Source organism: Sphingobacterium pedocola (assembly GCF_015209965.1).
GTDB classification, from domain to species: domain Bacteria; phylum Bacteroidota; class Bacteroidia; order Sphingobacteriales; family Sphingobacteriaceae; genus Sphingobacterium; species Sphingobacterium pedocola.
In genome coordinates, this window is sequence record NZ_MU158690.1 from 369,536 (window position 1) to 381,776 (window position 12,241).

Annotated in this window: 11 protein-coding genes and 2 tRNA genes; 6 read left to right on the forward strand and 7 right to left on the reverse strand. The window is 39.5% G+C overall.

Annotation, left to right across the window (positions count from 1 at the left end; translation table 11 throughout):
• Positions 1 to 2: 2 nt before the first annotated feature.
• Positions 3 to 932 (forward strand): N-acetylmuramoyl-L-alanine amidase, encoded by a 930-nt coding sequence (locus C4F40_RS11685; RefSeq protein ID WP_196939580.1) that lies wholly within the window; start codon positions 3 to 5, stop codon positions 930 to 932.
• Here C4F40_RS11685 and C4F40_RS11690 read toward each other — a convergent pair.
• From C4F40_RS11690 to C4F40_RS11715, 6 genes are all read right to left on the reverse strand, one after another.
• The gene (locus C4F40_RS11690; RefSeq protein WP_196939581.1) at positions 929 to 2,629 is read right to left on the reverse strand and encodes a sodium:solute symporter family protein; all 1,701 of its coding nucleotides are present in this window, start codon (positions 2,627 to 2,629) and stop codon (positions 929 to 931) included. The two genes, C4F40_RS11685 and C4F40_RS11690, sit on opposite strands and share 4 nt — an antisense overlap.
• 185 nt (positions 2,630 to 2,814) lie before the next feature.
• On the reverse strand, positions 2,815 to 3,012 hold the full coding sequence (locus tag C4F40_RS11695) for a hypothetical protein (protein ID WP_196939582.1): 198 nt from the start codon (positions 3,010 to 3,012) through the stop codon (positions 2,815 to 2,817).
• A 19-nt stretch (positions 3,013 to 3,031) separates the two neighbouring features.
• Positions 3,032 to 5,458, reverse strand: coding sequence for a PIG-L family deacetylase (locus C4F40_RS11700; protein WP_196939583.1), 2,427 nt, complete (start codon positions 5,456 to 5,458; stop codon positions 3,032 to 3,034).
• Between the two features lie 256 nt (positions 5,459 to 5,714).
• Entirely contained in the window at positions 5,715 to 5,972 is a 258-nt protein-coding gene (locus tag C4F40_RS11705; protein WP_196939584.1) for a DUF6952 family protein, read from the reverse strand.
• Positions 5,953 to 6,267, reverse strand: a complete 315-nt coding sequence (locus C4F40_RS11710) for a thioredoxin family protein (RefSeq protein WP_196939585.1) — start codon at positions 6,265 to 6,267, stop codon at positions 5,953 to 5,955. The genes C4F40_RS11705 and C4F40_RS11710 overlap by 20 nt, the downstream gene beginning before the upstream one ends.
• A gap of 58 nt (positions 6,268 to 6,325) precedes the next feature.
• Positions 6,326 to 6,958 (reverse strand): peroxiredoxin, encoded by a 633-nt coding sequence (locus tag C4F40_RS11715; RefSeq protein ID WP_196939586.1) that lies wholly within the window; start codon positions 6,956 to 6,958, stop codon positions 6,326 to 6,328.
• A 201-nt stretch (positions 6,959 to 7,159) separates the two neighbouring features.
• On the opposite strand from C4F40_RS11715, the gene C4F40_RS11720 reads away from it, so the two are divergent.
• The 3 genes from C4F40_RS11720 to C4F40_RS11730 all read left to right on the forward strand — a co-directional run bounded on the left by C4F40_RS11720 (position 7,160) and on the right by C4F40_RS11730 (position 9,587).
• A tRNA-Arg gene (locus tag C4F40_RS11720) sits at positions 7,160 to 7,231 on the forward strand.
• A 128-nt stretch (positions 7,232 to 7,359) separates the two neighbouring features.
• Entirely contained in the window at positions 7,360 to 8,295 is a 936-nt protein-coding gene (locus tag C4F40_RS11725) for a glycoside hydrolase family 43 protein (protein ID WP_196939587.1), read from the forward strand.
• Positions 8,292 to 9,587 carry a BNR repeat-containing protein gene (locus C4F40_RS11730; RefSeq protein WP_196939588.1) on the forward strand — a complete coding sequence of 432 codons (1,296 nt, stop codon included), beginning with the start codon at positions 8,292 to 8,294 and terminating at the stop codon, positions 9,585 to 9,587. The genes C4F40_RS11725 and C4F40_RS11730 overlap by 4 nt, the downstream gene beginning before the upstream one ends.
• A gap of 9 nt (positions 9,588 to 9,596) precedes the next feature.
• On the opposite strand, the gene C4F40_RS11735 is transcribed toward C4F40_RS11730, so the two are convergent.
• The gene (locus C4F40_RS11735) at positions 9,597 to 10,775 is read right to left on the reverse strand and encodes an MFS transporter (RefSeq protein ID WP_196939589.1); all 1,179 of its coding nucleotides are present in this window, start codon (positions 10,773 to 10,775) and stop codon (positions 9,597 to 9,599) included.
• A 102-nt stretch (positions 10,776 to 10,877) separates the two neighbouring features.
• Here C4F40_RS11735 and C4F40_RS11740 point away from each other — a divergent pair, with 102 nt between their 5' ends.
• Together C4F40_RS11740 and C4F40_RS11745 are read left to right on the forward strand one after the other, a co-directional pair.
• Positions 10,878 to 11,867 (forward strand): aldo/keto reductase, encoded by a 990-nt coding sequence (locus C4F40_RS11740; protein WP_196939590.1) that lies wholly within the window; start codon positions 10,878 to 10,880, stop codon positions 11,865 to 11,867.
• Positions 11,868 to 11,931: 64 nt separating this feature from the next.
• Positions 11,932 to 12,004, forward strand: a tRNA-Lys gene (locus tag C4F40_RS11745).
• Positions 12,005 to 12,241 lie beyond the last annotated feature (237 nt).

The window sequence follows — 12,241 nt, forward strand, 5'->3', positions numbered from 1 at the left end:
GAATGAGGGTAAATTTACTTTGTGTATCGGTATTTGTTCTCTGTTTAGCGGGATGCGGAGCAAAAAAGCGGGTTTTACAGTCTGCGTCGGTTGTAAGGCCTGTGGATACACTTAAAGTGGTAGATGCCGTTGTTCCGGAAGCAAACTTAGCATTGGACTCGCCAATCGTGATCGTTAAACCCTTTGTAGACACTTTATCACCAGATCAGCAGTTTACGGAACGTGCATTAACGCCTGAAGAAAAGGTACAGGAACAAAAGAGAACTGGGATACACAAAGGTGCAGATTGGGCTGGTGCTATTCATTATGATTTGCGTAAACCCAATTTTGTCATTATTCACCATACTTCCCAAAATAGCATCACACAAACCATCCGTACATTTCAAGTGGAACATTCGAAAGTCAGTTCACATTATGTTATCGGTCGGGACGGACGTGTTGTGCAGATGCTCAACGATTACGAACGGGCGTGGCATGCAGGTCGATCTAAATGGGGCCAAATTACGGATATGAATTCCATGTCCATAGGAATAGAGTTGGATAATAATGGAAGGGAACCATTTCCTGATCCGCAGATCAATTCCTTACTGATTCTCCTTGATACGCTGAAAACAAAATATACAATTCCACACACTAATTTCATTGGTCACGCAGATATTTCTCCGAATAGAAAAGACGACCCTAATGTATTTTTCCCTTGGAAATTATTGGCAGAAAGGGGATTTGGCGTGTGGTATGATGAAAGTTTTTTGATTCAGCCTCCGTTTAACTTCAACCCTATTGATGCGCTTAAAATAATTGGGTATGATGTTAGTAATGAGGCGGCGGCTATTAGAGCTTTTAAGCGAAAATATATTATTAAAGAGGTAAATGGGATCCTGACGGCTTATGATAAAACTGTTTTATACAATATCTATAAGAGATACTATTAATCTATTGCTGATTTCCGGTCTTTCCAAAGAGACTGCAGCAATAAACCGATCATGATGACGGCTACACAGCCGACTAAGTTAAGCCATAAAAAAGCAATGACATCTAGTTCCCATATCGTGACAACAACTACTTCAGACAAAAGAGCCGCCCAGAAGACAGCCCGGCCTTTTATACGCTTGAAATAAAACGCGACTAGAAATATGCCTAGAATAGTACCATAGAAAAGGGAACCCAAGATATTCACTGCCTCGAGAAGATTGCCCAGTTTGCTAGCATACAATGCAATGATTACCGTAAATATACCCCATAACAGAGTAAATAGGCGTGAAGCGCTTAAATAGCTAGCTTCCGAACCGTTTTTATTGACGAAGCGTTTGTAGATATCGATCACGGTGGTCGAAGCTAGCGAGTTAATGGCGCTTGCAGTGGCCCCCATGGACGCGAGAAAAATAATAGCGATAAGTAAACCGATAAATCCTTTGGGGAATGTAGAGGTAATAAAGGATAAAAAAATATAATTGTTATCGTTCGTATCTGCAGTGGCATCGTTTTTCTTTATTAAAGTGATGACTTGTTCTCGTAATTGCCCCCCCACTTCATTAAGGTGTACGAGTTTTTCTCTACTTGCATTTACTTGTGCATCATTATCCTGATTGACTGCCTTGGTTAGCTCGTGAATGATAACTGTTTTTTCAGCACTTAATTTCTGATGATTCTCCAGTACGGCATTATATTCGTCTTTGTATTCGCTTTTAAGTAATTTGTCCGTTTCTAGACCATTGAAAAAAATTGGTGGCGTATGATATTGATAATAGGCAAAGACAAGAATCCCGATTAATAGGATACAGAATTGCATCGGTATTTTCAATAGGCCATTCATCAATAGACCTATTCTACTGTCGCGAATGGAAGAGCCTGTAAGATATCGTCCCACTTGGCTCTGATCTGTTCCAAAATAAGACAGCTGTAAGAAAAAGCCTCCAATTAATCCCGTCCATACGGTATATTGATTGTTAAGGTCAAATGTAAAGTCGATGGCATTCGTTTTACCCGATTTTCCAGCAATATGAAGTGCTTCTTTTAACCCAATATCTGCCGGCAATAGATGTATCACCATAAAGCCTGCTGCAAGCAGGCCACTAAATATGATCGCCATCTGCAATAGCTGTGTGTAAGAGACCGCTTTTGTTCCACCGTAGACGGTATAAAGAACTACCATGCTCCCGATAACGAGTGTGGTATAGGTTACATCTATATGTAAGATGGTCGACAGTATAATGGAAGGAGCGAAGATGGTGATACCCGTCGATATACCACGTTGGATTAAGAATAATCCCGCTGTAAGCGATCTGGTCTTGATATCAAATCTTTTTTCTAAGAACTCGTATGCGGTATAAACTTTAAGTCGATGAAATATAGGTACAAACGTGATGCAGAGTACAATCATCGCTAGCGGCAAACCGAAATAAAATTGTACGAAACTCATCCCTGAAGAGTAGGCTAATCCTGGCGCAGACAAAAATGTGATGGCACTGGCTTGGGTGGCCATCACTGAAAAGCCGACGTTATACCAAGGTAAAGAACGGTTACCGAGTAAGTAACCGTCGATATTTTTAATGTTTCTGCTTTTGAATACCCCGAAAAGAATAATCAAAAGAAGTGTAATAAAAAGGACTATCCAGTCAATATCACTCATATGAAATATTCATCTTGCCTAAGACAAGGCCTACACATACGATTATTCCATAGGATCATTAAAAAATTAACTGTATTCATATGAAATATAGGGTAAACAGATACATAAGCAAGATGCATACGACGAGCCAAGTCACAACGAGGATGTAAAATTGTCGCCAACTGCGTATGAATGGTGGTAAGCCCTTATCTGTCATGCGGTTTTTGCGGTAATATATATGAGTTGAATAAAATGGCGATAACTAATCCTACAACAGCTCCACCTATAATGCTTAAGAAAGTGCCATTTGCTGCAAAAGATATTAACGCACCAAATATTGTGCCTATTACTAAGATTAAGCTTTTTGCGTTTAAAGATTTAGTTTCAGTTACTTGATTTTCCATGTTTAATTAATATAATGTATTACTCTTTAGCCAGCAAATTTACAAATAATCTGTAAGCTCCGGGAACTCCCGCCGGCAATTGTCTGAAAAAAGATACAGAAGTATACACAAATTTGCCCTGACCGTACTTCGCAATTAACAAAGAACCTTCATTTGGTGCTTCATTCCGGTCATTCATTACGAGCGGGGTGCGGTAGTTTTTGTCAATATTGTCTACGAAGTACAATCCCCGTTCTTGTATCCATCCCTCGAAGTCGGCGTCCGTTAGTTTATTCGGGAAATTGAGCGCCGGATCATTTTTGTCAAAATTAACCTTCGCATTTTCTTCTGTAACCCGATTTCGGGTAATGGTGAAAGGATAAGGACCTGGATTTTCGGTATGAAGGCGGCTATTTACATTGTATTGTACCAATACTGTCCCGCCTTTCTTAGCGAAATCTAACAGTTCAGATAGAATTTTGGTGCTATTTGGATTGGTATTAAATATACGCACGCCTAAAATGACGGCGTCGAATTGTGCCAAGTTGGCACCCGAAATCTGATTGGAATTTAACAGGGTTACATCAATTCCGATTGCTGAAAGCGATTGTGGGATTAAATCTCCAGCTCCATGGATGTATCCCACCCTTTTAATAGGATTAGCAAGATCAACCTTCTTTAATGCAATTTTTACAGGGGGAAACCAGGTAATATTCGGAATGTGATCATAGTGGATAAATTTAGCATCCTGTAGCGTTTCTCCATTTTCGGAGAAGGATAGATAATCAGCTGTGTCTAGACGATAGTCGTGGTTTGGTTGGATGGTAAGTGTTTTGGAAATGATGTTTAATTGACTAAAATCCAACGAAATTTCACGTTGGTCTACAGTCCATCCTGTAGGATGAGCAACTTCAATATGATATTCCTTTTTAGAAGGATGGTGATTTTCAAACGTTACTTCGATGGATTGAGATTGTCCATTTTTCGACAAGACAGAAGTTAGATCCGTTTTAGCCGTTAGATCTGGCATGATCGTAATTGGATGATATAACTCCCCTCTTACGGGATCAACAAAACGAAAACGGATATTTTGGTCAATCCTTATCTCCTGATTGTTGATTTTCAAATGAAACGTGACGATAGGGAGGTTTTTATTTTCTGGATAACCGACGTCTTCTGCTTTGACGCTAAACTTTCCGAGTGTATGTGGACTGATTAACCAGTAAGGTTGAGTTATGTAATTCCAGTTCAAGTTTTTGGCGCCTTTCCATAGTTCATTGGTTTTTAAACGAGCTTTCTGTTGTTCGGACAGTATTTCTACGGCGACATTCGGACGTCTGACAATGGCCTCAAGCGTTACGGGAATGGCTTCACCGACCACATATTGCGTTCTAGGTGTAGTTGCATCTATCCAGATGCCCGCACAAGCCAATATTAACTCTCTAATCTCCCTTGATTTCTCGACTATCCAGTAGTTGTCTTCTACTTTTTGGACCTCCTTTAACAAAAGGATTAAATCATTTACGGAATTCTCCGGGTGATTGGGATCAAATTGCGCGTTTATTTTGGTTATTAACTGCTGAATACCGGTCGATTTTGGTACTCTGTCCCAAGATGTGATTATTCCATCAAAAAGATCTTCATTGGCTTCTTCTCCGGCTACATGCTCGAAGTATTCGATACTTTTCCCTCTGCTTGAGGCTGAACCAAATCCCTGGCTTTTATGTTGGGAGCGACTTTTTGCAGATATTTCACCATAAGACGCACCTATTAACGGGTTATAGTTTCCAATATCGATCGATAATTGATCGTCAGAAGTGTTATTCATGCCTCCAAAGTTGGCGGTGTTCCATACCAACCGTTTAGCTTTCCAAGGCTCGACTGTGGCGAATTGTTCAGGGTATTTGCTGTTATCTGCTGCCGCTAAATAGGCTTCGTGTGCGAGTATAGCTGAGGCTTGGTGGTGTCCATGGCCACCTCGTTCGTCGGGCGGAAACCGGGTAACGATCACATCGGGCCTTAGTTTCCGGATAAGATAAACAGCTTCCCGCAAAACAGTCTCCTTATCCCAAAAGGCGAACGTTTCTTCATGTGTTTTGGAAAATCCGAAATCATAGGCGGATGTAAAGAATTGCTCTCCTTTATCAATTTTCCGAGCGGCGAGTAACTCTTGTGTTCGAATTAGTCCAAGTTCAATGCCTTGTTCTGTTCCAATCAGGTTTTGACCACCATCTCCTCTTGTTAAGGATAAGTAACTAGTCTTATACTTCCTGTCTTGAGCCAAGTAAGCGATAAGCTTGGTGTTTTCATCATCAGGATGTGCCGCAAAATAGAGGACGGAACCTAATACATTCAGTTTTTCAAGCTTCAACAGGATCTCCGAAGAAGACAAGTTGGCCGTATTTTGAGCAGGAGATTCACGCAAACAAAGCGTGCACAGCAATAAAATTAAGTATTTTAATCTCATAGTGATTTAGAGGGCATTTATCAAAAATAATAAAAGGAATCAAAATTTAATTTGATTCCTTTTACCAACAATTAAAATCTTTCTTGTCTTAAAACAGTGATGCTTCTAATGTAGTGGTATTAAACGCATGTTTAGTTCAAACTCACAAGCTTTAAGGGAGTAACCTTTCAACTATAGTAAAAGTACTATAAAAAGATAATATTGCTGCAAGTCTCCTAGAAAAATTTTTCCACACAAACTAAGTTATGAACATACTCTATTTGTCTATCGATCCTAAAACACGTTTCATGAAGATATTCAATGCTTCTTTTTTTGGCGAACCTTCTTTTATTAGTTTATCTACCTCTATAGCACCGTACATGTTGGAAATTAATTCACCAATAACATCAAGCTCTTCGTCTTTTAAAGTTGGTATTTCTGTCAAAGCCTCTAATGTCTCAATAGTTTCTAAAACGAAATCCACATCATTCTCTTCTATGAAATCGGTTAGGTGTTTAATTACGGGTAACTTCATCTAATAAATTTATTAATCCTTCGATTTTGTTCGTTTGTACCTGATTGACCAATTTGCCATTTTTGAAGGCGGCAAAAGTCGGTAGATTACTGACGTTAGCTAATTTTCTTGACTCGGGGAATTTCTCCGCGTCAACGATGACAAAGGAAACGTGTTCGTTCTCAGTCGATAATTTTTTAAATTTTGGTTTCATAATGCGGCAATTCCCGCACCATGAAGCAGAATATTGTACCATTACCGTATTGTCACTACTTACAATCTCTTGTAATGAGTCGTTTTCTAACTCTTTTAACATAATAATAATATTTTTGAAAAGGGGGAGATAGGATTATCTCCCCCCGATGGTGTATCTATTAATTCATTGACAAGTATGAAGCTACTCCTTCGCGGGTTGCATTCATAGCTTCTTTACCTTCTTCCCAGTTTGCAGGGCATACTTCACCATGTTGTTGTACATGCGTATATGCATCGATAAGACGGATATATTCTTTTACGTTACGGCCTAAAGGCATGTCGTTTACTGACTCATGGAATACTTTGCCCGTTTCATCAATTAAATATGTAGCACGATAAGACACCGCATCACCTTCTGCAATAGTGCCAAATTCAGGATGCTCTACTTCTTTAACATCTAAGATACCTAAGATGCTTGATAAATTGCGGTTTGTATCTGCAATAATAGGATATTCAACACCTTCAATTCCACCGTTGTCCTTAGCTGTGTTTAACCACGCAAAATGTACTTCGTTGGAATCGCAAGAAGCGCCAATAACGATTGTATTGCGTTTTTCAAATTCGGCTGTAGCCTCTTGAAACGCATGCAATTCAGTAGGACATACAAAAGTGAAATCTTTTGGATACCAAAATAATACTACTTTTTTGTTTTCTTGTTGAGCTTTTTCAAAAATGTTAATTGAAAGATTGTCACCTAAATAATCGATTGCACTTGCTGTAATGTTTGGGAAATTTTTACCTGTAAAACTCATAGTTATTTTCTTTTTCTTATTGTGCTACAAATATAGGCATAAATAGCTCAATCTGGTATCGAAAATCCCAATGTCATATTGTTGAAATCTATATGTGTAAATGATGTTCTATAGTTAAAATCTATTTTTGTGGTTTTTAGGATAATTAAAAATAATTGTTGCTATTGGTTAGAATTTTTGAAATCTTTGTATGCAGAAAACGGCCCCGTAGTTCAACGGATAGAATAGATGTTTCCTAAACATTTGATAGCAGTTCGATTCTGCTCGGGGCTACGAAAAAAGCGACTTTTTTAAAGTCGCTTTTTTTTGAAATTTACATTATCATTTAGACAGCTAATTTTTAATTGTTATGTTTACATCTAGCAACTATATAACAACCTACTTAACAACAAAAAACACGAATGAAAAATAATTTCTTTCTTTTACTTGGGCTATTTATTTGCGCAAACGTTTATGCGCAAAAAAGAGATTCGGTATATGCGTTTTCCTATTTTAAAAATAATGGGCAGGACGGATTGCATCTGGCCTTTAGCGAAGATGGTTTGGAATGGAAAGCGCTAAAGAATGATCAATCTTTTTTGGAACCTGAAATAAGTGCTGATAAACTCATGCGCGACCCCTGCATTATTCGTGGTGAGGATGGCCGATTTCATATGGTATGGACCGTGAGTTGGACACAAAAAGGAATAGGTTATGCCTCTTCGAAAGATTTGATGAAATGGTCAGATCAGCAATATATTCCTGTGATGGAACATGAACTTAAAGCTCGGAATACTTGGGCGCCTGAAATCACTTACGATCCCCAGAATGAAGAATATATGATTTATTGGGCGACAACCATCGAAGGGAAATTTCCCGAAACACAGATAGAGGATGACAACCGGTATAATCATAGGATGTACTATGTGACAACTAAAGACTTCGAATATTTTACAGATGCAAAGTTATTATATGATCCAGGGTTTAACGCTATTGATGCCTCTATCGTGCAACACGAGAATAAGTGGGTGATGTTCATAAAGGATGAAACAAAAAAACCTGTTCAGAAGAATATAAAGACTGCTTTCGCCGAGACTATCACCGGACCTTATTCCGATATTTCTGCTCCGATTACTGGTGAGTATTGGGCGGAAGGCCCCACAGCTATAAAAATTGATGACGAATGGTTCGTGTATTTTGATAAATATACCAATCATCAATATGGCGCCGTAAAATCGAATGATTTGATAAATTGGCAGGATATTTCAGCACACATTACTATGCCTAAAGGGATTCGTCACGGTACGGTATTCAAAATTTCCCGAAAAGAACTTAAAAAATTATTGAAAGCGAAATGAAAAAGTTTTTAACCTTATTTTTTATACTGTACGTGGGGGTTTCTTCTGCGCAAAAAACGGAGCGTAGCACGGTAGGCTTGGGTTGGGCGAGCAACTCCATCAACACCACTATTTTTCGCAAAAATTCGATCGTTTCCAGTGCAAAATATCAATTCACATCCTACTATGACAACGATGGTTTTGTATGTGTAGCCCGTAGGTTATTAGACGGTAAAGATTGGAGCGTAAAAAGGACGCCCTTTGTCGGGAATGTTAAAGACGCCCACAACTCTATCAGTATCATGGTAGACGGAGACGGATATCTCCACCTATCCTGGGATCACCATAATAATGCATTAAACTACGCGAGAAGCAATGAACCGTTCGGAATAGATCAGTTCGAGAAATCGCTTATGGTAGGTTCTTTTGAAAAAAGTGTAACCTATCCAGAATTCTATCGAAAAAGCAACGGGAATATTTTGTTCTTGTATAGAGACGGCGGTTCGGGCAGAGGTAATTTGGTACTGAATGAGTATATTACTGCCGACAAAAAATGGACGCGCGTGCAAGATAATTTAATTGATGGAGAAGGAAAGCGAAATGCGTATCCACAATTTTTCGTGGATCGTAATGATAATATGCATCTCTCTTGGGTGTGGCGTAATACGCCGGATGTAGCAACAAATCACAATCTTTGCTATGCAATCTCTAAAGACGGGGGCAAGACCTGGCAAAAATCTTCAGGTGCATCTTATCAATTACCTATTGACTATAAACAGTCTGACATAATTCATATCATCCCGGAAAATAGTGATCTCATGAATCAAACCTCCATGACTACAGACCAAAATGGAAAGGTGTACATTGCCAATTATTGGCGAGATCCAGTAAGTAATCTGCCACAGTATCATATTGTATTTCAAGATAAAAAGAAGTGGCGAACGCGTGCGTTAGATTTTCGTCAGAAAGACTTTAGACTTTCCGGTGGAGGAACGAAAAAAATACCGATCTCCAGGCCGCAGATACTCGTTTCCGGCAGTAGAAAAAAAGCTAAAGTATACCTCCTGTTTCGGGATGAAGATCTTGGATCTAAAGCTTCGGTAGCCATTATTCCCCGGATTGGAAAATCGGCTTATCACATCCTTTCATTGACCAATCAGAATCTTGGCGATTGGGAGCCTTCTTATGACACGGAAAGATGGAAGCGTGAAAAGGTAATCAGCCTGTTTACACAAGAAGTAATACAAAAAGATGGTGAGGGGTTACAGCCAACTGCACCGACAGCAATTGAGATTGTCGATGTCAGTTTTTAGGGTTACCTGCTAATTCGCTTTGAATACATTAAGCTTACTTGTCATAATAAATAGCAAAAGACCGAAACAAGCAAAAATACCGTAGGAATATCTTAGGCTAAACAGCTCGGCGATATATCCAATTAATGGCGGTCCCATCAGAAAGCCGAGGTAACTAATACTAGAAACCATGGCGAGTGCTACACCTGATGGGATTGTTTTATGTTTACCAGCGATAGAATAAGCCGTTGGTACATTGCAGGCTACTCCTAGTCCGACTAGCATAAAAGCCGCCGTGCATGTTATAAAGTATGGCCATATCACCGATAGCATCATTCCAGCAAACATCAATAATCCACTAATCTGAAGAGTTCGTTGGCGCCCGATCCTGCTGATTACAAAGTCGCCTACAAATCGCCCCAGTGCCATCATGATCATAAAGGAGGCGTAACCTACTATGACAAGGTTTTCGGGCGATTTTACGATATCGTGGAAATAAACACCACTCCAATCAAACATCGCGCCCTCGGTTGCCATGCTACAAAATCCGATCACACCCAATGAAATAAGGGTACGATCGGGTTTGAATGAACCTGATTTCTTTTCAGTGGTACTTTGCTTTGGAGGAGCCAAAAATGCCCGATTAATAAATGTACTTAGAATGACTAAGCCGAGAATGATTAAGAAATGCTGAAGGGTGGTAAGGCCTAGATTTAGTGTCAATAGACCTACAAGAGCGCCAGTAAATCCAGCGATACTCCAAGCGCCATGGAAGGATGACATGATCGGCTTTTTAAATATATCCTCAGCCAATACGCCTTGTGTGTTTACCGCGATATTGCACATGTTTCCAATTACGCCGAAGAGAAACAGTATACCTCCTAATTGCCACGCATTAGTCGCTAATCCGATAAGACACAATATGCAGCTATAGATGATGGCTGTAATAGGAAGGAGATGATGGCTGCCGTATTTAGAAACCAGTTTTCCCGACAAGGGCATGGTGACCAGTTGACCTATAGGAAGCATTAAAAGGATAGTTCCGAGCTCCCCTTCCGATAGTTGTAAATTTGATTTAATGATTGGGATACGGCTCGCCCATGAGGCAAAAGCTATTCCTTGACAAAAATAGAAAAGGGACACCGCGATGCGGATTCTGTTTTTATGTTGTAAAAGATCAGGTTGATCGTAGTATTTTAACGTAGACATGAGACGAAATTTCAGCTGCAAAATTAAACATCCCAAAATTAAAATTGAGCATTTTACGGTCAGATTATTTTCCTACTTTTAGATTCATTATATGTATGAACTATGAAAACAAGAATATTTAGAGGTACAAATATATCCGAAATAGGATTAGGAACGTGGCAATTGGGGTCGCAAGAGTGGGGGGCTGTTGAGAAAGATAGAGCTTTTGAAATATTAGCTACTTATGTTAATAGTGGCGGTAATTTTATTGACACAGCTGATATTTATGGCGGAGGAGTGAGCGAACGTATCATAGGAGAATTCTTGCAGCAGTATAAGGGTGAGCCGATTCATGTGGCGACGAAGCTGGGCCGCCGTTCGGATGGAGCGAATGGATGGCCTCAAAATTTTACCAGAGACGAGATCCGACGGCATATTGAGGAGTCGTTGAAACGTCTTAATGTCAATCAGCTTTTTCTAGAACAGCTCCACTGCATTCCCAAAGACGAACTTTTAAAAGGAGATGTGTTTGATTACCTACGTGATTTTCAAACCGAAGGACTGATTAAGCATTGGGGGGTGAGTGTGGAAACGACGGATGAAGCACTTATCTGTTTAGCACAAGAAGGGTTAGGATCCTTACAGGTTATTTTTAATTTATTTCGTCAACATATTGCAGATGAAATATTTACCAAAGCAAAGTCAAATGAAGTTTCACTGATTGCGCGGGTTCCGTTAGCCAGTGGGCTACTTACGGGAAAGTTTAAAACGGATACACAATTTGCAGAAAGCGACCATCGGAATTTTAATGCAGATGGACAGGCCTTCAATGTCGGTGAGACATTTTCAGGTCTACAATTTAATCAAGGATTAGCGTTTGTAGAGAAAATAAAGCAGTATGCTCCACAGGAAATCACTTTGAGCCAGTTTGCACTTCAATGGATATTATCCTATCCTGAAATTACGAGTGTGATACCCGGTGCTAGCTCACCGAATCAGGTCTTGAATAATATTGGAGCGTCTGTATTACCTACTATTTCGGAACAAACCTTAGCGAGCCTTAGAACGTTATATTTTGAAGAAATTAAACCCAAGATAAGAGGCGAATACTAACAGAAAGAGTACAAAAGTCTTTTGATTTTGTGATAATCTATTGTACCTTTAACCCTCAGAAAAAGACTCCGTAGCTCAGTTGGTAGAGCAACTGACTCTTAATCAGTGGGTCGAGAGTTCGAGCCTCTCCGGGGTCACTGCGCAAAGCTTCACTGTAAAGTGGAGCTTTTTTTCTGAACACAATCCTTGTCAAGGCCTATTAAGAACTTCATATACATTTTTTACCATTTGTTTATCTTTCCATAGTATTCAATAGCTTCCAGCGTAGGCCGTGGTAAAATCTTCACGCTTTTGTTGGATTCTGGATTGTTAAGATCCGACGGGCAAGAATCCCTTACAAGGCCAAAATTTGCTAAAGAAATAAAATTTGTGGT